21 protein-coding genes are annotated in these 18,472 nt (G+C 63.6%); 10 read left to right on the top strand and 11 right to left on the bottom strand.

Translation table 11 applies throughout. The features are described 5' to 3' along the window. Nucleotides 1–141: 141 nt before the first annotated feature. Nucleotides 142–408: a helix-turn-helix transcriptional regulator gene (locus VIQ49_RS25735; RefSeq protein ID WP_331889450.1), complete on the bottom strand. Its 267-nt coding sequence runs from the start codon at nt 406–408 to the stop codon at nt 142–144. 94 nt (nt 409–502) lie between these two features. Between VIQ49_RS25735 and map the strand changes: the two genes are divergently transcribed. Further along, on the top strand, nt 503–1,288 hold the full coding sequence (gene map / locus VIQ49_RS25740; protein WP_331889452.1) for a type I methionyl aminopeptidase: 786 nt from the start codon (nt 503–505) through the stop codon (nt 1,286–1,288). 59 nt (nt 1,289–1,347) lie between these two features. Here map and VIQ49_RS25745 read toward each other — a convergent pair whose 3' ends face one another. From VIQ49_RS25745 to VIQ49_RS25755, 3 genes are read right to left on the bottom strand one after another with little or no spacing between them, the layout of a single operon-like run. Further along, entirely contained in the window at nt 1,348–1,686 is a 339-nt protein-coding gene (locus VIQ49_RS25745; protein WP_331889454.1) for a hypothetical protein, read from the bottom strand. Between the two features lie 25 nt (nt 1,687–1,711). Continuing rightward, nucleotides 1,712–2,077: a TraR/DksA family transcriptional regulator gene (locus VIQ49_RS25750; RefSeq protein WP_331889456.1), complete on the bottom strand. Its 366-nt coding sequence runs from the start codon at nt 2,075–2,077 to the stop codon at nt 1,712–1,714. A gap of 4 nt (nt 2,078–2,081) precedes the next feature. Continuing rightward, complete coding sequence (locus VIQ49_RS25755; RefSeq protein ID WP_331889573.1) at nt 2,082–2,912, bottom strand: LLM class F420-dependent oxidoreductase; 831 nt, start codon at nt 2,910–2,912, stop codon at nt 2,082–2,084. A gap of 160 nt (nt 2,913–3,072) precedes the next feature. On the opposite strand from VIQ49_RS25755, the gene VIQ49_RS25760 reads away from it, so the two are divergent. Further along, nucleotides 3,073–4,260 (top strand): alpha/beta hydrolase, encoded by a 1,188-nt coding sequence (locus tag VIQ49_RS25760; RefSeq protein WP_331889458.1) that lies wholly within the window; start codon nt 3,073–3,075, stop codon nt 4,258–4,260. Nucleotides 4,261–4,279: 19 nt separating this feature from the next. Here the strand turns inward: VIQ49_RS25760 and VIQ49_RS25765 are convergent, their stop codons facing one another. Both VIQ49_RS25765 and VIQ49_RS25770 read right to left on the bottom strand, forming a co-directional pair. Beyond that, a complete protein-coding gene (locus VIQ49_RS25765) occupies nt 4,280–4,984 on the bottom strand; it encodes a TVP38/TMEM64 family protein (protein ID WP_331889460.1) in 705 nt (234 codons plus the stop codon). Nucleotides 4,985–5,062: 78 nt separating this feature from the next. Then, nucleotides 5,063–6,532, bottom strand: a complete 1,470-nt coding sequence (locus VIQ49_RS25770; RefSeq protein WP_331889462.1) for an MDR family MFS transporter — start codon at nt 6,530–6,532, stop codon at nt 5,063–5,065. Between the two features lie 97 nt (nt 6,533–6,629). Here VIQ49_RS25770 and VIQ49_RS25775 point away from each other — a divergent pair, with 97 nt between their 5' ends. The 5 genes from VIQ49_RS25775 (at nt 6,630) to VIQ49_RS25795 (ending at nt 9,902) form a co-directional block, all read left to right on the top strand. Beyond that, complete coding sequence (locus VIQ49_RS25775) at nt 6,630–7,265, top strand: helix-turn-helix domain-containing protein (protein ID WP_331889464.1); 636 nt, start codon at nt 6,630–6,632, stop codon at nt 7,263–7,265. 64 nt (nt 7,266–7,329) lie between these two features. After that, nucleotides 7,330–8,178 (top strand): SDR family oxidoreductase, encoded by an 849-nt coding sequence (locus VIQ49_RS25780; protein WP_331889466.1) that lies wholly within the window; start codon nt 7,330–7,332, stop codon nt 8,176–8,178. A 50-nt stretch (nt 8,179–8,228) separates the two neighbouring features. Further along, entirely contained in the window at nt 8,229–8,663 is a 435-nt protein-coding gene (locus VIQ49_RS25785; protein ID WP_331889468.1) for an SRPBCC family protein, read from the top strand. 237 nt (nt 8,664–8,900) lie between these two features. Beyond that, the gene (locus tag VIQ49_RS25790) at nt 8,901–9,422 is read left to right on the top strand and encodes an STAS domain-containing protein (RefSeq protein ID WP_331889470.1); all 522 of its coding nucleotides are present in this window, start codon (nt 8,901–8,903) and stop codon (nt 9,420–9,422) included. Nucleotides 9,423–9,452: 30 nt separating this feature from the next. Beyond that, the gene (locus tag VIQ49_RS25795; RefSeq protein WP_331889472.1) at nt 9,453–9,902 is read left to right on the top strand and encodes a hypothetical protein; all 450 of its coding nucleotides are present in this window, start codon (nt 9,453–9,455) and stop codon (nt 9,900–9,902) included. Nucleotides 9,903–9,924: 22 nt separating this feature from the next. Here the strand turns inward: VIQ49_RS25795 and fabG are convergent, their stop codons facing one another. Genes fabG through VIQ49_RS25810 form a run of 3 tightly spaced genes read right to left on the bottom strand, consistent with a single transcriptional unit; the run spans nt 9,925 to nt 13,051 of the window. After that, entirely contained in the window at nt 9,925–10,653 is a 729-nt protein-coding gene (gene fabG / locus VIQ49_RS25800; RefSeq protein WP_331889474.1) for a 3-oxoacyl-ACP reductase FabG, read from the bottom strand. A gap of 29 nt (nt 10,654–10,682) precedes the next feature. Then, entirely contained in the window at nt 10,683–11,873 is a 1,191-nt protein-coding gene (locus VIQ49_RS25805) for a CaiB/BaiF CoA-transferase family protein (protein ID WP_331889476.1), read from the bottom strand. Further along, nucleotides 11,870–13,051: an acyl-CoA dehydrogenase family protein gene (locus tag VIQ49_RS25810; RefSeq protein WP_331889478.1), complete on the bottom strand. Its 1,182-nt coding sequence runs from the start codon at nt 13,049–13,051 to the stop codon at nt 11,870–11,872. The genes VIQ49_RS25805 and VIQ49_RS25810 overlap by 4 nt, the downstream gene beginning before the upstream one ends. A 101-nt stretch (nt 13,052–13,152) precedes the next feature. Here VIQ49_RS25810 and VIQ49_RS25815 point away from each other — a divergent pair, with 101 nt between their 5' ends. Then, the gene (locus tag VIQ49_RS25815; RefSeq protein ID WP_331889480.1) at nt 13,153–14,055 is read left to right on the top strand and encodes a LysR substrate-binding domain-containing protein; all 903 of its coding nucleotides are present in this window, start codon (nt 13,153–13,155) and stop codon (nt 14,053–14,055) included. Nucleotides 14,056–14,068: 13 nt separating this feature from the next. Here VIQ49_RS25815 and VIQ49_RS25820 read toward each other — a convergent pair whose 3' ends face one another. Further along, nucleotides 14,069–14,632, bottom strand: coding sequence for a TetR/AcrR family transcriptional regulator (locus tag VIQ49_RS25820; protein WP_331889575.1), 564 nt, complete (start codon nt 14,630–14,632; stop codon nt 14,069–14,071). A 190-nt stretch (nt 14,633–14,822) separates the two neighbouring features. Between VIQ49_RS25820 and VIQ49_RS25825 the strand changes: the two genes are divergently transcribed. Both VIQ49_RS25825 and VIQ49_RS25830 read left to right on the top strand, forming a co-directional pair. Then, nucleotides 14,823–15,815, top strand: a complete 993-nt coding sequence (locus VIQ49_RS25825) for a Rieske 2Fe-2S domain-containing protein (protein WP_331889482.1) — start codon at nt 14,823–14,825, stop codon at nt 15,813–15,815. 62 nt (nt 15,816–15,877) lie between these two features. Next, nucleotides 15,878–16,903, top strand: a complete 1,026-nt coding sequence (locus VIQ49_RS25830; protein ID WP_331889577.1) for a dihydrodipicolinate reductase — start codon at nt 15,878–15,880, stop codon at nt 16,901–16,903. A 26-nt stretch (nt 16,904–16,929) separates the two neighbouring features. Here the strand turns inward: VIQ49_RS25830 and VIQ49_RS25835 are convergent, their stop codons facing one another. After that, nucleotides 16,930–18,414 (bottom strand): aldehyde dehydrogenase family protein, encoded by a 1,485-nt coding sequence (locus VIQ49_RS25835; RefSeq protein ID WP_331889484.1) that lies wholly within the window; start codon nt 18,412–18,414, stop codon nt 16,930–16,932. Nucleotides 18,415–18,472: the final 58 nt, after the last annotated feature.

The following is an 18,472-nucleotide window of genomic DNA, read 5'->3' on the forward strand; positions in this document are numbered from 1 at the left end:
CGCCACGTTTCCCAGTGCACTGCCCGATGTACACAAAAGGATCCGAGTCACCGCCAGCTGATGACATTTCGCGGGCAAAATATGTGAGGCATCAAGTCCGGTTTCGCGGGCAGTTTGACATGAGGCATTACGGAGTTCCAGCTAAACCGTTTGCTGGAGATCCGCCTCCCCAAGACATATGGCAGCGAGCTCATCGAGCGACAAGGGAAGCACTCGCGCGAGGGCCACAATCGTCGTGAATGCGGGTGTCGCCAGACGTCCGGTTTCGATCTTTCGAAGGGTCTCCGGGGAGATTCCAGCCGCCTGCGCGACATCGGCGAGTGTGCGATCACCACGAGCCTGTCGAAGCTGACGGCCAAGCCGCCTGCCGACGGCCAACTGTTCCGGAGTCAGAGGGAGACGCACCATTCGCACAGTCTAGCGCCCCTGCGGTATGAAAATACCCCCCATCCTCTATGGTGGTATTTTAATACCGGAATTGCCCAGATGAGGAGAACCACTTGTGCTGGAACTGAAGACACCACGCGAAGTAGCAGCGATGGGCGTAACAGGCACGTTCATCGCCGAATCGCTCGACGATCTCGAACACCGCGCCCACCCGGGCGTGAACCTACTCGACCTGGAAATGCGCGCCCGCGAGCTGATCGCCCAGCGCGGGGCCACGTCATGTTATTGGGACTATGCACCGTCATTCGGACGCGGTCCGTTCCGCAACGTCATCTGCCTCTCGGTCAACGATGCTGTCCTGCACGGGCTTCCACACGACTACGAATTGGCGGATGGGGACGTGCTGACCATGGACATCGCGGTTTCCATCGACGGGTGGGTCGCCGACTGCGCGCGCACCATCATCGTCGGCGCACCACGCTCCGAGGATGAACGACTCATCGCGGCCACCGAACAAGCGCTGGCAGCAGGAATTGCCGCCGCACTGCCCGGCAACCGGCTCGGCGACATCTCGGCAGCGATCGGGGCGGTGGCAGCCGAGTACGGGTACCCCGTCAACACCGAGTTCGGCGGACACGGGCTCGGGCGAACCATGCATGAAGATCCACACGTGTCCAACACCGGTCGCGCCAACCGCGGACTCAAGCTGCGCCCGGGGCTGACCCTCGCCCTCGAACCATGGTTCGCCGCAGGCACGGACAAGATCGTCTATGACCCCGACGGTTGGACCATCCGCTCTGCCGACGGATCACGTACCGCACACAGCGAACACACGATCGCGATCACCGACGAACAGCCACTGGTGCTGACTCGACTGTCACAGCCCGCTGCCGTCAGTTAGACCACCGTCGAACCGTGGACCTCAGCGCCGAATTACCATAATCCATCAACCGATTTCGGTCAGTCCAGCGTGACGGTCACGGTGACCGATCCGGAGTCACCGCGGTGGGTGACGGCGTGTCCGGTCCGGTCGCCGCCCGGCAGCGCCAGGGTGACCGGACCACCTTCGCCGAGGAAGTTGCGCCACCAGTTCTTCTTGTCGGGCAACGCCACCATGATGACAACCTTGTCGCCGGTGCGCTTGTAACTCACCGGCAGCCGAAACGACTTCCCGGATTTGCGGCCGGTGTAGCTGATCACCACCATCGAACCACCGGCGAGTTTGCCCAGGCCCGGGATCGCGATCGCCGCCACAACAACCTTGTTGACTGCTGCTGCGACCTTCTGAAATGTGTTCATCGTGTGGCTCCTTCGTGTCTGCTACTCACCAATGCCTGGACTGATCCCGCGCGTTCGCGCACGTGATGCACAGCCGGGCCGCGGGCAGCACCTCGAGGCGAGCCGGCCCGATCTGCGTTCCACAGCGCTCGCAGATCCCGTATGTACCAAGCGCGATCCGCTCGAGCGCGATGTCGATCTCGACCACTTTGACCTGAGATCTCTCGATCTGGGCGACGAGCTGTCCCCGTTCGAATGCCAGCGTCGACCCCTCCGGATCATGCTCGTCGTCGGCGGTTGCCTCCGCCGCCGCATCGACAACGGATGCCAGTCTCGCCGACATCTGGTCGATCAATTCGATTGCCTCGGCTCGCGCGATGTCCAGCGACCCCCTGGCGTTGTCGGGGTCCATCGGATCAGCGGTACGGTGCCGCGGCGGCTGCCAATTCGTCAAGCCGGCGCATCGTCTCGTTCTCCGGAGCTGTCTTCAGGAGGAACGTCACCCGTTCGACGTCGGCACGCGCGTACCCGTCGAGAGCCGCGGCAGACTTTCCGGCCGCAAAGATGGTGAACGGAACGTCGGTCCGGCCGCGCTGTTCCAGCATCGCACGCACCCCGATGAGTTCATCCGCGCTGATGTGGCCTCGCGGAAGCCATCCGTCGCCGTATTCGACCAGCCGTGTCAGCGCCGCAGAGCTCTCACCACCGACGTAGATCGGCGGATGCGGTGATTGGACCGGCTTCGGCCACGAGAAGATCGGATCGAAGTCGACGTGCTCCCCGTGGAACTCGGCCTGCTCCTGTGTCCAGATGGCCTTCAGGGCGGCGAGTTGCTCATTCATGAGTGCGCCCCGTGTCCGCGGATCGGTCCCGTGGTTGCGCATCTCCTCCCGGTTCCACCCGACTCCGACACCGAAGGCGACCCGTCCGCCGGAGAGCAGATCAAGCGTCGCAACCTCTTTCGCGGTATGGATCAGGTCTCGTTGCGCCAGTAGTGTGATTCCGGTCCCCAGCAGCAACCGCGAGGTGACACCCGCTGCGGCAGTCAGCGCAATGAACGGATCCAGAGTCCGGTAGTAGACCCGCGGCAGGTCACCGCCACCGGGATAAGGCGACTCACGGTTCACCGGGATGTGAGAGTGCTCGGCCAAGAACAGTGAATCGAAACCGCGCTCTTCCAGTGCCTTGCCCAGCACATCGGGGCGAACTCCCTCGTCGGTGACAAATGTCGAGATGCCGAAGTCCATGTATGCCATGGAATCACATACACAGTCGGCCCACCGTCGGTCCCCGACAACCGGCAACCTCCACACGCTCCGACCATGCGGCTCTGGTCCCGGGACTGGATGGACGCCCCCGCAAATCCGCCGAGTTCGGGAGCCAGAGAACGTGGCTACGCTGGAGAGCATGGCAGGCGATCTGCACACATCTGCGCATCCGGTCGACGACTGGAGCGATGAGCGGCGCAAAGACACACTTCGATCAACTCGCCTGGGTCACAATTGGATTCATTTCGGCGGTCTGCGGCGTTCGATGGTCCGTATCGGTTTTGTCGTGTTGGCGGTGATGATCCTGTGTTCCCAGTATTGGGCGCACGACGTCGCACCCGAGCGCGAGCGTCTGGCGACGACCCAGCCTCAGATACATCACATCTTCGACGCCGCCGATCCAGCCGACAGCGATACCGCAGTCGTCGACCTCGTCGGCCTGGGCAATCTTGATGCCAGCAGAACCGCGCGGTCACTTCCCGCCCTGTCCGGTATCGGCCAGGTGTGGGCAGTGCAATACGACAACGCCGGTATCGACACCGCGGTGATCAGCCGGATCGTGACCACCTACGCACTGTCGCTGGGCATCGACGAGATCGTCCTGATCGGGCACAGCATGGGTGGCATCATCGCGCTCGAAGTCGCCACGCACATCGTCGATGAGACCGACGTCCAACTGCGAGCGGTGATCCTCGACTGCACACCGATCAATCTGCACGCCGTCCGGGCACAAAGTCGCGATGCCGGTGAGGACCTGCTCCGCTGGATGGGTTGGCTGCCCGGTGCCAGAGAGAGCCGCGGCCTGCGCCTGGTTGTCGAAATGGCGGCGCGTAAAGACCGCTTCCTCGTCACCGACGATGAAGCGCATCCGGTGTTCGACCCGGGAGCGTTCATCACCACAGCTCGCGGGGTACTTCGACAGAAGATCTTCAATCCGAACAGCGCCAGCAATGGCCTGATCCAGTCCCAGTTCCGCGCCATCGTCGCCTCCGGCGCCACCGACGATCTCGCGGCGATCGACGACGCCGCGGACAAGCGTCCGTTTCCCGCCATCGTGTTCATGCGCCCGGACTTCGGTACCGACGACCCGGTGGTCGACGTCAACTACTCGCAGGAGCTTCTGTTCGCGGAGACGGGTGGGCCACACGGACGGCTGCTCGTGGTGCGGATGCCGAGTACCGGGCATGCCAATCCGATGCAGCAGCCCGAGGCATATAACGCCGCGATCATCGATCAGGTGATCCCGTACTTTCGGCAGCTCGAGATCGAGGCAAGCGGAACGGCCGCCGCCGGCGCCGCGGTCCGGGCCTCGGACCAGCCCCGATGACGCGCTACGCCTCCCCTGGTCAGCGGGCGTCGTCGTCGGCGGCCTCTTCGCCGGGTTGAGCCGCGGCATCTGGTGTGCCCATCCACGCATCGATCGACAAGCCGATGACACCCAGCGAGAACAGGCAGACCGAGATCGCGATCATGCCGGCGCTGCCGTTCCCGGCCAGTGCGTCACCGACGATGACGACGGCAGCGGTGGCCGGCATGACTCCCACGATCGTGGCCACCAGATACGGAACGAATTTGATGGATGACAGTGCGGCGATGTAGTTGGTGGCGGTGAACGGAAACGGGACGATCAACCGGAGCGAGCCGACCGCAAGCCAGCCGCGGCGTTCCATCCGGCGTTCGATCGAACGGGCCACCGGAGACCGCAAATAGGGTTTGATCCGTTCGCGCCCGAAGCGGCGGACCAGGACAAAGGCCACGACCGCCGCGAACGTTGTCGCCAGCATCGAGCCGATGAACCCGGTGGCCGATCCGAAGAGCAACCCCGCGGACACGCTGAATGCCGACCGAGGCGCCGGGAAAACCGTGACCACTGCGTAGCTGAGGAAGAACAGTGCGGTGAAGAAGAAGCCGAGCGAGTCTGCCCACTCGCGGAGGCGTTCCACCGATGGGAGCGGGACCAGATAGGCGGCAATCGCGAGCGCAACCAGAACCATTGCCGCAACAACGGCCCGAACCACCACGGACTGCTGTGTCCGGCCGTCAGAGATCACTGGCCCAAGCGTAGCGAGATGTGCTCACGCTCAGAGGAATCGGCGTCAGACTTCACCGAATATTCTGCGGCGGTTCACTCAGATCGCGGTGACCTCCACCGTGGCCGGTTTGGCAGCGGATCGCACCAAAGTCGCCGCGAGAACGAGCAGAACCGAGATGACACCGCCGACGAGGAACGCCGCGTGGATCCCGTCCGCGTTCGCGATGACAGCGGAGTTCCCGTCATCGGACGACGATTCGATTCCCCGGGTCATCAAGGTGATGAACAGCGCGGTGCCCGCGGCGCCGGCAACCTGCTGGATCGTGCTGACGGTTGCGCTGCCGTGCGAGTACAGCTCGCGCGGCAACGAGCCCAGTGCCGAGGTCATCAACGGGGTGAGCGCGAATGCGATGCCGGCGCTCAAGATCACGTGAGCGGTGATGACCATGTACAAGGCGGAATCGGCGTCGAGTGTGGCCAGCAGCCACGTGCCGACACTCATGGCGATCGTGCCGGGCAACACCAGGGGTCGCGCGCCCCACCGATCGAAGAGTGCACCCACGAGCGGTCCGAGCAGGCCCATCACGAGTCCGCCCGGAAGCAAGACCAGGCCGGTGGTCAGGACGCTCTTGTCCAGAACGTACTGCAGGTACAGGGGCAACAGGATCAGCGCGCCGAACAGGGTGAGCATCAGCCCGCCCATCAGCAACACCGCCAACCTGAACTGGGCGATCTTGAAGGTCCGCAGATCCAGCAGAGCCCGGCCACGCTCCACGAGTTTCATCTGCCGCACCACGAACAGGCCCAGCGAGACCACACCGACAACCAGCGGAATCCACGGCGGCACCGGGGTGTCTCCGGTCGAGGACTCTCCGATGCTGCTGAGCCCGTATACGATTCCGCCGAAGCCCAGGGCCGACAACGGGATCGAGATGACGTCCAGGTGCGTCGGGTGTCGCTCTGCCACATCGCGCACGAGGATGCCGCCCAGGATCAATGCCACAACCGCGACCGGCAAGACGATCCAGAACATCGCCCGCCAGCTGAACGACTCGAGGATCAGGCCGGACACGGTGGGTCCGATGGCGGGTGCCACCGAGATCACCACGGAGACCAGCCCCATGACACGGCCGCGCGAATGCTCGGGCACCACATTCAAGATGGTCGTCATCAGCAACGGGATCATCATCGCGGTGCCGACCGCCTGGATCACCCGGGCCAGCATCAAGACCTCGAAGCCCGGCGCGATCGCAGCGAGGAAGGTGCCCATGGTGAACGACGACATGGCCGCGACGTACACCCAGCGGATGCTGAATTGCTGAAGGATGAAGCCGGTGGTGGGGATGACAATCGCCATCGTCAGCAAGAAGCCACTGGTCAACCACTGCGCAGTGGCCGCCGAGATGTCGAGGTCATGCATCAGCGTCGGCAGGGCGACACCCAGGATGGTCTCGTTGAGGATGACCACAAAGGCCGCGATGAGCAGCAGCGTAATCAGGAGAGCACTGCCTGCCGGGCTCTGGCCACGACGGTCGGCTCTGACGCCGACATCCACACTTTCGGTCACGATCACATCCACTCCGGTAGCAGCTGAACAACCAGCGAAGCATAACCCAAATGGCAGTGACTGCCAGTTTGACACCAAGTGACGTAGAGTCGCGGCCATGCCAGCCTCCCCAACCGGCATCGCAGTCGATCTAAGGACCCGGCGCCGCAACGAGACGCGACTCGAGGTCCAGAGGGCAGCTCTCGACCTGTTCGAACGACACGGGTTCGAAGAGACGACGGTGGACGAGATCGCCCGGACCGCCGGAATCTCCCCGCGAACGTACTTTCGCTACTTCGCCACCAAGGAGGAGTCCATCCTCGGCGACACGCACGGATTCGATGAGGCGACGCACACCTGCCTGACCGCGGCCTGCGCCACCGAGGAGTCGCTCGCCGCGTTTTCCCTGGCGGACATAGAGGAGGCCTTTCGGGGCACCATCATCAGGTTTCGGCGCGACCAGAGCGAGGTCGCCGCCACGGTGCTGCGGATTCGAAAACTGGTCTGCACCAACCCCGCCCTCGCCAAGGCCGCACCCGGACGCTACGCCGAGAACACCCGGCGATGGCTGGCCCTGGTCAACGAAACATGCTCGGCGACAACACGTTCACGCGTCCGGATGATCCTCGAGGTCGCGCAGCTGACCATCCACTGCGCTTTCGACGAATGGGTCAACGCGTGCGCATCGGATCTACCCGACGCCGATCTGCTGACGATCTACGACTCGGTGTGCGCGCGCGTCCGCGATCTCTGAACTCGTCCGCAATCCCTGAACCCGATGATGTTTTGGCGCGCGACCAGGGGGTATCCCCGAGCGTATGAGCGAGCATCCACGCCAGAAGATCCCCTACCCCGGTTCCACCGGCGACATGATCGACCAGCCACACGACGAAATGGCGTCGTACGAGGGCCGTGGCCTTCTCAAAGGCAAGAAAGCCCTGATCACCGGCGGCGACTCGGGCATCGGTCGTGCAGTGGCCATCGCCTACGCCAAAGAAGGTGCCGATGTCGCCATCGCGTATCTGTCAGAAACCGCCGACGCCGAACACACCCGGACGAAAGTGGAAGAAGCCGGCGCCCAGTGCCGAATCTATCCCGGTGATCTCGCCGATCCCGAGCACTGTGCCGAGGTGGTGGAACGCGCCGTCGCAGATCTCGGAGGGGTGGACATTCTGGTGAACAACGTCGCATACCAGCAGGTGGTCGACGACTTCGCAGACATCACGCCGCAGCAGTGGCAGCGAACGTTCGACGTGAACATCAACAGCTTCTTCCACGTCACCCACGCAGCGCTGAAACATCTGCGCCCCGGATCGTCCATCATCAACACCGGATCCATCAACGGCCTGCGTGGCAACAAAACGCTCATCGACTATTCGGTCACCAAGGGAGCGGTGATCGCGCTGACGTACTCACTGGCGCAGAGCCTGCTCGACCGCGGGATCCGCGTCAATTGCGTCTCCCCCGGACCGGTGTGGACTCCGCTGATTCCGGCGACAATGCCCGCAGACAAGGTGGCCGATTTTGGTGAGCAGGTGCCGTACGGCCGAGCAGCTCAACCAGATGAGATAGCACCGTCGTACGTATTCTTCGCCTCGGAAACCATGTCGTCCTACTACAGCGGCGAAGTACTCGCCCCCATCGGCGGAGAGACCCTGCCCGGCTGACAACGCCGGTTCCCATCGCAGTAGAACCCGCAGACGAAAGGACCGAATTGATGATCGAGGTCGAACGCAAGACGTCCGCCACTCCGGCTCAGCTGTGGTCCGTGTTGTCCAACGGCTGGCTCTACAGCTCATGGGTGGTGGGCGCCTCGCGGATCCGGAACGTGGACCGGGATTGGCCACAGGCGGGATCGAAGATCGAGCACTCGGTGGGTCTGTGGCCGGCCCTGATCGACGACCAGACGAAGTCGCTGGAGTCCTCGGCCGGATTGCTCGTACTGTCGGCCCGCGCGTTGCCCGCCGGCACCGCGAGAGTGCGGCTGCGCGTCGAAAAAGACGGCGACGGGTCGCTGGTCACGATGGACGAGACCGCCGAATCCGTACCTCTCCGGTGGATTCCCGACAACATCCAGCGGCTGACCGTGGCACCACGACTCGAGGAATGCCTGAAACGTCTGACCATGATCGCCGAGAACAACGGCAGCTGAGCTGTGAGCCCGTCGAAACTCCTTCTGCGGCACGCTTATTCGGTCGACGCCATCTGAATCGGAGCCGCGGCCAACACCACACCGTGAGTTCCCACCGTTCGGCGATTGATGATGGTCGGAGGGTTGCGCGCGGTGGTGAACGCTGCAAGGATGGTTTGAGGTTAAGGACTAGCCGCGTGTCGCGTAGGCAGTTCTCTGATCCGCCTACGCTCCCGACTCCGGTAAAGGGGAGCGATCTTGACCATCGACGAAGACGCCGCACGTACAAGTATTCTGGCCCAGGACTGGACGCCGTTCGCGATCTCGACCGCCAAACGGAAAACCGTCACCATTCTGTCGGTGTGCGGCGAGATCGATCTGCTGACGATCTGCCCTCTCCGGCAGGCCATCGACAACGCCTTTGATGACGACCCGGCCAATCTCCTCGTAGACCTGACCCGCACCACATTCCTGGCGTCGGTCGGACTGAAGGCGCTCGAACAAGCCCGGGCCAGAGCGGAGTCAACCAGCGCCATGTTTGCAGTAGCGACGGCACAGGCTGCGACATCCTGCCCGATCACCGCCCTGCACCTCGAGCAGGTACTCGACCTGCACGCCACCGTGGACGAGGTGATCGAGATGTGGAGTCGACCCGATGTCCGTTGGCCGGCTCCGAGCCCGCTCGATGCGTGGTGGATCGAAGTGATGTCCACGGAAGCACCGAACGTCGTCCGCGTCTCCTCACCGAGGATCGGCAGAAACCGGTTGTCGCAGGATTGATCTCGCCCTGCGCGGGGTACGTTGACATCTGTGTCCGAAGTCACTGGTGAACCACTGCCCGCCCGTCGACGCCCGGAAGGTGTCGATGACGACACCGTGGCGGCTGTCGGCAAACTGTCCGAGGCCCTGGAATGCCTCGAACGTGCCCGAGGCCATCTGTACTCGTTCCACCAGCTGATGGGACATACCGACCTACTCCTCGGCGACGCCACCGACGACCTGCGCGCGGCCGGACACGGCGCCATCGCCGACCGGCTCGACGAAGACCTGGTGGGCCGGAACGTCATCGACGGGCGATGGACATTCCAGATCGTCGAAGAGTTCGACGACACCTACTGGTCGGTGTTCCGCGATCACGAACGGCAAGTCCGTGACGAGCTGGAAGGCGGAGTCCGCCACGTCTTCGAGGCCGAGATGAAGGAACGTAGAAGGACACACGGCCGCCGTCACCACGAATCGAGCCCCGGGGTCTCCGACTGAGAGGCCGGGTGACTGACGAGCCTCAGATGTGGCGTCCGCCGGTGACTTCGGCGACGGTGCCGGTCATGTACGACGACATCGAGGAGGCATAGAACAGCGCCACCGAGGCGATCTCGTCCGGTTCGCCGGCGCGTCCCATCGGGATCTCCGTCATCTTCGAATCCCACGCCTTCTGCGGCATGGCCTCGGTCATCGCGGTGCGGATCAGGCCCGGCTGGATCACATTGACCCGAACACCGAGGTGCGCAACCTCTTTGGCTGCTGCTTTCGACAAACCGACGATTCCGGCTTTGGCCGCCGAGTAGTTCGTCTGTCCCAGCATCCCGACCTTGCCCGAAATCGATGACATGTTGATGATCGATCCGCCACCGCTGCCGCGCATGATGCCCGACGCCAGGCGGGTTCCGATCCAGCATCCCTTCAGATGGACCTCTATCACGTCATCGAACTGCTGCTCGGTCATCTTCCGCATAGTGGCGTCACGCGTGATTCCGGCGTTGTTCACCATCACATCGAGAGAACCGAACGTGTCGGTCGCCGCAGCCAGGAGCGCTGCCACGTCGTCGGCGGAGGTCACATTGCAACGCACACCGATCGATTCGGTCGGCAACGACGCCGCAGCCTCTTTGGCCTTGGCCTCGTCGAGATCACCGATCACGATGCGGGCACCGTTCTCGGCGAGCGTGCGGGCGATGGCCAGGCCGATGCCCTGGGCTGCTCCGGTGATGACGGCAGTGCGGTTGGCGAGCATGGTGTCCTTTCGATGGGGGTTTGCGATGTTCAGCGAGGAGCTTGGAGCGCAGCACCGCGGGCGATCAGGCTCGCCGCGCCGTCGTCGGTGAGACCGGCCTCGACGAGCAACGCATGAGTGTGTTGCCCCAGGGCCGGCACGTCACCCATCGGTGCCTCGAAGTCGTCAAACGTGGCCGGCGGCAGCAACGCGTCGACCTGTGCGTGTTCGGTCCCGATCGTGCGCCACCGGTTGCGCGCGGCGAGTTGAGGGTGATCGATCACCTGATCGAGCCCTTTGATCTGTGCGGCCGGGATGCCCGCGGCCTCGAGTGCGGCGTCGAGGTCTGCGGTGGTACGGGGCCGGGTACGGGCGCTCACCTCCGCGTCGCATTCGGCACGATTGGCGACGCGTGCCATGTTTGTGAGAAAGCGCGGGTCGTCCGCCAGTTCCGGCGCGCCCAGCACGTTGGTAACCAGGGCTCGCCAGCCGCGATCGGACTGCACCCCGATCAGAATCTGTCCATCGCTGGTCGGGAATGCATCGTAGGGGGAAATCGAGATGTGGCTCAGTCCCATTCGCGGCGGGGGCGTGCCCTTGTACATCTGCGTGTACATGGCGTGACCCATCCATTCGACGGTCGATTCGAGCATCGACACGTCGACCACCGCGCCTTCCCCGGTGGTGGCCCGGCGCAGCAGGGCCGCGAGAACTGCTTGCGCACAATACATTCCGGATGCGATGTCGGCCGTTGGTATCCCGGTCTTCACCGCAGTGTCCGGTGTGCCGGTGACCGAGATGAGCCCGGCCTCGGCCTGGATGAGCATGTCGTAGGCTTTCCGCTGTTCGAGCGGACCACCTGCACCGAACCCGGAGAGGTTCACCACCACCAGTTCTCGATGCCATTCTCGGAGATCTCCGGCACCGAGCCCGAGTCGCTCTGCCGCACCGGGTGCCAGATTCTGGACGAAGACGTCGGCCTGCGCAATCAGCCGACGTACGACGTCGATGCCCTCAGCGCTCTTCAGGTCGACGGCAATCGATTCCTTGCCACGATTGAGCCAGACGAAATGCGCGCCCGTACCTTCGACGAGATGGTCATAGCTGCGAGCCAGATCTCCGTCCAACCGCTCGACCTTGATCACGCGGGCACCCAGATCGGCGAGATTGCGCGTGGCCAGTGGCGCCGCCACCGCCTGCTCGACGGACACGATGGTGAATCCCGCGAGCGGCAGGGTCACGACGACAACCTCTTCTTCTCGGCCCGGATCAAGCCGCCACCGATGACCAGTTTCTGAATTTCACTGGTTCCCTCGTACAAGCGGAGCAAACGGACGTCCCGATAGATCCGTTCCACCGGCACGTCCCGCATGTATCCGGACCCGCCGTGGATCTGAACGGCCAGATCGGCGACCTTGCCGACCATCTCCGTGCAGAACAGCTTTGCCGCAGACGGAGCGATCCGGCGATCGGTTTCGGTCACCCAGGCCCGCGCGGCATCGCGCACAAGCGCGCGGCCCGCCATCACACCGGTGAACTGCTCGGCAAGCATTGCCTGCACGAGTTGGAAATCACCGATCGCGGTACCACCCTGCGTGGCGGATGCCGCAAACGCAACAGATTCATCGAGTGCCCGCTGGGCCTGGCCGACCGCGAGGGCCGCGATGTGCACCCGCCCACGCGCGAGTGAGGTCATCGCGGCGCGGTATCCGACATCGGCGTTGCCACCGACCAGTGCCTCGGGACCGACGCGGACGCCATCGAAGCTGACCTCGGCCGTGGACGCACCCTCTTGCCCCATCTTTGCGTCCTTCGGACCGACCTCGATCCCTTCCACTGTCGCCGGGAGCAGGAAGACGGCGATGCCGTTGCCGGTTTCCGGAGCCGGCGAGATCCGGGCAAAGACCACAAACAGATCGGCGTTCGGCGCGTTGGTGATGAATCGCTTGCCGCCGTCGATGATCCAGCCGTCACCGTCTGCGCGCCCTGTCGTCTTCAGGCCGGCCGGATTGGAACCCGCGCCGGGTTCGGTGAGCGCGAACGATGCGACAACATCACCGGAAGCGATGCCCGGCAACCACCGTGAGCGCTGCTCGTCGGTTCCGAAACCGACCAGAACCTGACCGGCGATGCCGTTGTTGGTACCGAACATCGAACGGAGCGCCAACGAGGTGTAGCCGAGTTCCATCGCGAGTTCGACGTCCTGGATCAGGTTGAGCCCCAGCCCGTCCCACTCCTGGGGAATCGCGTAGCCGAACAGACCCATTTCCGCGGCCTGGTTTCGCAGGTCATCGGGTATCGAGTCGGTGTTCGCGATCTCGAGTTCGCGGGGCACCACCCGGGTCCGCACGAACTGGCTGACCTGCTTGAGGATATCGGCAAAGACGTCGTCGGGTACGTCCGGATTGAGCGTGTCCATGACGAACACTATTGCGCCATTATTACGATCGGTCCAATACTCAATACAACGATCTGTAATACAATTATCGCAATAATTGACCGAGGAGGCGTCTCCGCCGTATGGACGTGGCATACCTACGCGCGTTCCTGGCTGTTGCGGACGAACTGCATTTCGGGCGAGCCGCCGCCAGACTCGACATGGCTCAGCCCGCACTGAGCCGGATCATCAAACAACTCGAGCGGAACCTCGGAACGTCCCTGTTCGTGCGCAACACCCGTTCGGTCAGGTTGACCGTCAGCGGGCAGGCGCTGATCGGTCCGGCGACCGAGGTGTTGCAGGCGGTGCAACGAGCCGGCGACGCGGTGCGCGGAGCCGACGACGGGGACATCGGTGTGGTGCGCATCGCGTTTGCCGGTGTGTCGACGCACCGGTTGGTGGCCCGATTGGCCCGCGAGGTCCGCTCCCGTCGTCCGGGCATCGCATTGGAACTGTCCAGCCAGAACTTCGCGCAACCGTCGATGGCGAAACTCCTCAGCGGCGAGACCGACATCAACTTCGGTCGGTGGGATGTCATCCCAGCGGAGGTCTCGGCGCTCGTGGTGATGACCGACTCCCTGGTGGTGGCGGTACCCGACACCCATCGAATTGCCGCAGCCCGTCAGATCTCGATCGCCGCGCTGGCGGATGACAACTTCATCTCGCTGCCACAGCTCGAGGGTTCGGTGCTCCCCGATCGGCTACGTCGCCTTGCCCGCGATGCGGGTTTTGTCGCGACGATCGGACAGATCGCCCCTGACACCCAGACCGCACTCGCACTGGTCTCCGCCGAGGTCGGCGCGCATCTCACACTGGCGTCGGTGGCCCGGAACACCAGCGACCCACAGGTCGTGTTCATCCCGATCACCGAGTCGGTCCCTGATGTCGATTTGCGGGCCGCCTGGCGCACCGACGACACCAACCCGGCGCTGCAGACGGTGCTCGACGAACTCACGCGCCTCGATCCGGCGGTGGTCACCAGCTGACCTGCGCCGCGGATCAGATCACTTCGGGCTTCAGGTACGAGACGATCGCGTTGGTGATCCCGCGCCGGGCGAGTTCGAGGTCCGTATAGGTGCCGAGTTGCTTCTCCGACACGATGCCCCGCATGGCGCCGGGTATGAAGGCCGCCACTTCGGCCACCCGTTCGGGATCGACGTCGAGTCCGGCGAACGCGCGCCGGCAGGTGTCCAGCCAGGCCCGACCCCACGATTCGAATTCCGAAGCGGTACGCGGATACAGGCGTTCGAGCTCGTCGCGGTCGCGTGGCAGGGCAGCCCGCAGGTTCTCGATCGCCCGGGAGTCCCCGACGGTCAGACCCTCGTACATGTTGTCGACGATGGCACCGACCCGCACCTGCAGGGTGGCGTCGGCCGGCGCGCTGACCGGCAGGTCACCCCGGCGCTCTGCCATCCGTTGCAGGACCGCGGCCCACAGTCCGTCGATGTCTCCGAACTGGTACTTCACCGCACCCCAGGTCGCGCCGATCTCCTTGGCGATCCGGTTCCCGGACACCGCCGCGGGGTCACCCGTCGCCAACGAGCGCACTGCGGTGTCCAACATCGATTCTCGAGTGGCCAGGCCGCGCTTGTTGCTGCGCCTGCCCAACACTCCCGGTTCGCTCACCCGCGCAACTCTATCCGCAACACCTGTTCGCGCCAGTTTTCACACAACCCTCTATTCTTTTTTTCACAGAGCCCACTACGATTCTGCAGAGATCGTGTCGGGCGACTCCTGGACGAAGGGATGCCAAGTGGCCAGAACTCCGCTGCCGATGAAACCCACCGGCTGGTTTCAGGTGGCGTGGTCCGCCGAGATCGGCGTCGGCGAGGTCCACAAGATGAAGTACTTCGACACCGAGATGGTCGCGTGGCGATCGGCCTCCGGCGAGGTCTCGGCGATGGACGCCTACTGCGAGCATCTCGGCGCCCACCTCGGTTACGGCGGACACGTCGAAGGCGATCGCATCGTCTGCCCGTTCCACGGCTGGGAGTGGAACAGTCAGGGCCGCAACGTCTGTATCCCCTACGAGAAGCGCCCGAACAAGGGCCGTCGGATCCGGACCTATCCGGTGGCCGAACTCAACGAATCGATTTTCATCTGGCACGACGTGGACGGCACCCCGCCGTACTTCGACGTTCCGGATGTCCTGGCCGGCTTCGATGACAACTGCACCGCCGCCGACTACTACCCCTCCTATCCACAGGCCACCCTGTTCCGCCCAAGCCTGGAATTGCATCCGCAGTACGTCATGGAGAACGGCGTCGACTTCGCACATTTCAAGTTCGTCCACAAGGTCCCGTTCATGCCGGACATCACCCGGCACGATTTCTCCGCACCGACCTCGTACGTCGACTTCACCATCGCCTTCGACGAGAACACCAAGGCCGAGGACGTCAACAGTGGCGTGCAGGCGATCAACGCCGGGCTCGGGGTCGCCGCGACCAAGAGCTGGGGAATGATCGACAACCGCACGCTCACTGCCGTGACACCCGTCGACGACCTCACCTCGGATATCCGGTTCAGTGTCTGGATCGGCCGCAAACCGGGCGATGACCGTACCGAGATCCCTTCCGGGGCAATGCTCATCGCCGATGCGGTGATCGAGCAGTTCGTCGCCGACATCCACATCTGGTCTCACCAGCGTTACTCCGACCCACCGGCGTTGTCCCGCGGCGAATACGAAGGTTTCACCCAACTGCGGCAGTGGGCCACGCAGTTCTATCCCTCGAAAGGTCTCCAGTGAGTACACCCAAGGCTGATCCGATTCGCGTCTTCCAGGTGGCGACGGGCAATCTCGGCACCGAGATGATCAAGCGGATCGGCGAGCACCCGGACCTCGAACTGATCGGATTGCACTGCTACACAACGGAAAAGGTCGGGAGGGACGCCGGCGAGATCGTCGGCCTCGGCCCGATCGGCGTGACGGCCACCGGAACCATCGAGGAGATCATCGAGGCCCGACCCGACGTCCTCACCTTCCACGGGGTGTTTCCCGACGAGACGCTCTACGAAAAGGTCCTCGAAGCCGGGATCAACATCGTCACCACCGCCGACTGGATCACCGGCCACCATCGCAACGAGAACCATCCCCATCCGTCGGGCCGCAAGGTGTCCGACGTCCTGCAGGACGCGTGTCTACGCGGGGGGTCGACGTTCTACGGCACCGGCATGAATCCCGGTCTCAATCAGATTCTCGCCGTTGTGCACAGCGCCGACGTCTCCGAGATCGAGAACGTCACCGTGATCGAATCGGTCGACGTCTCCTGCCATCACTCGGTCGATACCTGGATAGAGGTCGGTTACGGCAAACCGGTCGATGACCCGTCCATCCCGGGGTCCCTCGAGAAGTACACGCGGGTGTTCGCCGACAGCGTCTACCTCATGGCCGACTGCTTCGGCCTCGAACTCGACGAGGTGACGTTCTCCTACGAGTTGGGCGCCTGCACCGAGGACATCGACCTCGGTTGGTATCAGCTGCCCAAGGGTTCGCTGGGCGCCAACTACATCAAGTATCAGGGCATGATCGACGGCGTTCCGCGCATCGAGTCGCACCTCGAATGGCAGATGACCCCGCACACCAGCCCGGCATGGAAGATCAAGGGCTGCTACATCACCCAGATCTCCGGCGACCCGAACATCTACAGCAAACACATGATCTTCCCGAAACCCGGTGTGAAACTCGACAATCCGGAAGATTTCGCATCGATCGGCATGACCGTCACCGGACTTCCCGCACTCAATGCGATCCGCAGCGTCGTCGAAGCACGACCGGGCATCATCACCAGCGCGGACATTCCGCTCCGAGGTTTCGCGGGCCGGTTCAAGCTCTAGCCCAATCGACCCGCTTCCGGTGAGGTCTATACCGGCTGGCCGATGGTCTTCACCTCGAGGTACTCCTTGAAACCGAAATCACCATTACGCCTGCCCAACCCGCTCTGTTTGGTTCCGCCGAAGGGGCTGGTGACACCGAAGAACGACTTGCTGTTCACGGTGACGCTGCCGGTCCGCAATCGCTGCGCGATCCGCAGCGCCCGGTCGTTGTCGGCGCTGCTGACCTCACCGGACAACCCGTAGATCGAATTGTTGGCGATGGCGATCGCTTCCTCGTCGGTGTCGTACGGGATCACGGTCAGGACCGGACCGAAGATTTCTTCCTGCGCCACCTGCGAATCGGGATCGACATCGGCGAGCAACGTCGGTTGGACGTAGTACCCGGTCGGCAGATCCTCCGGGATGCCGCCACCGGTGACCACCCTGGCGCCTGAGTCGATGCCCGACCGGATCAGGCCGAGAACTTTGTCCCGTTGCATTTCACTGATCTGCGGTCCTTGCATGATGCCTTCCTGCCAAGGATCACCCATCGGGATGTTCTGCATCGTCGCCGCGAGAATCGCCAGGCCCTCTTCGTAACGGCTACGCGGCAGCAGGATCCGGCTGGGCAGGATGCAACTCTGTCCCGACATCGCACAGGCCATCATCGCCGCCATCGGCAGAGCGGCGCTGAAATCGGCATCGTCGCAGACGATGTGGGCGGATTTGCCACCCAATTCCATCAACGATTTCTTCACCGTCGAGGCGCCGGCCGCGAGGATCGCCCGCCCGGTGGCGGTGGACCCGGTGAACGTGATCATGTCGACGCGAGGATCGGCGGACAACGCCGCGCCCACCTCGTTGGCGTTCGATACCACCACATTGAACACCCCGGCCGGGATATCGGTCTCTTCGGCGACGATCCGGCCGAGTTCGGTACCTGACCACGGCGTCAGCTGAGCGGGTTTGAGCACCACGGTGTTCCCGGCCATGAGGGGTGCCACCGTCTCGGCAATGTTCAGGTAGAACGGCACATTCCACGGTGTGATCGCGCCGACGACACCTACCGGGTCGTAGTGGATCAGGTGCCGCGCCTGCCCCATCACCGTCTCGTGGACACCTGTGTCCTCGAGATAGTTGAACGCACGACCGTACTCCGCCCAGTGCTTGACCTCGCCGATCGGGGAATCGACCTGGCTGCCGGTCATGCTGACCGGACAACCCACCTCGGTCACCACGATCCGGCGAATCCGTTCCTTGTTGCGTTCGAGTGCGTCGTACAGCTGCGTGATGCACTGGTACCGGAACTCGACATTGTGGGACCAGTCGGTCTCGTCGAAGGCCCGACGGGCAGCACCCACCGCACGTTCCATATCGGCGACGGTACCGTCTGTCGCCTGGCCCGCCACCTGCTCCGAACCCGGATGTATGACATCGAAGAGCGCGCCGCTGGCGGTGTGCTGCAACTCCCCGTCGATCAGCATGCGTTGATCGCCGGCCAGCAGTCCGGTCTCGACCTGAACATCAGTCATCGTTATCTCCTTGCAGCAGAACATGTCCGGGGATCATGGAACGCAGAACACGGGGTCG

Origin of the sequence: Williamsia sp. (assembly GCF_036566845.1) — a bacterium.
Lineage (GTDB): Bacteria > Actinomycetota > Actinomycetes > Mycobacteriales > Mycobacteriaceae > Williamsia.

Bases quoted from the DNA above. Each gene is read 5' to 3' on its own strand.
- VIQ49_RS25735 (WP_331889450.1), bottom strand. From the start codon at position 408: ATGGTGCGTCTCCCTCTGACTCCGGAACAGTTGGCCGTCGGCAGGCGG.
- VIQ49_RS25820 (WP_331889575.1), bottom strand. From the start codon at position 14,632: ATGTTGGACACCGCAGTGCGCTCGTTGGCGACGGGTGACCCCGCGGCG.
- VIQ49_RS25835 (WP_331889484.1), bottom strand. From the start codon at position 18,414: ATGACTGATGTTCAGGTCGAGACCGGACTGCTGGCCGGCGATCAACGC.
- VIQ49_RS25755 (WP_331889573.1), bottom strand. From the start codon at position 2,912: ATGGACTTCGGCATCTCGACATTTGTCACCGACGAGGGAGTTCGCCCC.
- VIQ49_RS25785 (WP_331889468.1), top strand. From the start codon at position 8,229: ATGATCGAGGTCGAACGCAAGACGTCCGCCACTCCGGCTCAGCTGTGG.
- VIQ49_RS25780 (WP_331889466.1), top strand. From the start codon at position 7,330: ATGAGCGAGCATCCACGCCAGAAGATCCCCTACCCCGGTTCCACCGGC.
- VIQ49_RS25775 (WP_331889464.1), top strand. From the start codon at position 6,630: ATGCCAGCCTCCCCAACCGGCATCGCAGTCGATCTAAGGACCCGGCGC.
- VIQ49_RS25745 (WP_331889454.1), bottom strand. From the start codon at position 1,686: ATGAACACATTTCAGAAGGTCGCAGCAGCAGTCAACAAGGTTGTTGTG.
- VIQ49_RS25760 (WP_331889458.1), top strand. From the start codon at position 3,073: ATGGCAGGCGATCTGCACACATCTGCGCATCCGGTCGACGACTGGAGC.
- VIQ49_RS25750 (WP_331889456.1), bottom strand. From the start codon at position 2,077: ATGGACCCCGACAACGCCAGGGGGTCGCTGGACATCGCGCGAGCCGAG.
- fabG (WP_331889474.1), bottom strand. From the start codon at position 10,653: ATGCTCGCCAACCGCACTGCCGTCATCACCGGAGCAGCCCAGGGCATC.
- VIQ49_RS25830 (WP_331889577.1), top strand. From the start codon at position 15,878: ATGATCAAGCGGATCGGCGAGCACCCGGACCTCGAACTGATCGGATTG.
- VIQ49_RS25815 (WP_331889480.1), top strand. From the start codon at position 13,153: ATGGACGTGGCATACCTACGCGCGTTCCTGGCTGTTGCGGACGAACTG.
- VIQ49_RS25810 (WP_331889478.1), bottom strand. From the start codon at position 13,051: ATGGACACGCTCAATCCGGACGTACCCGACGACGTCTTTGCCGATATC.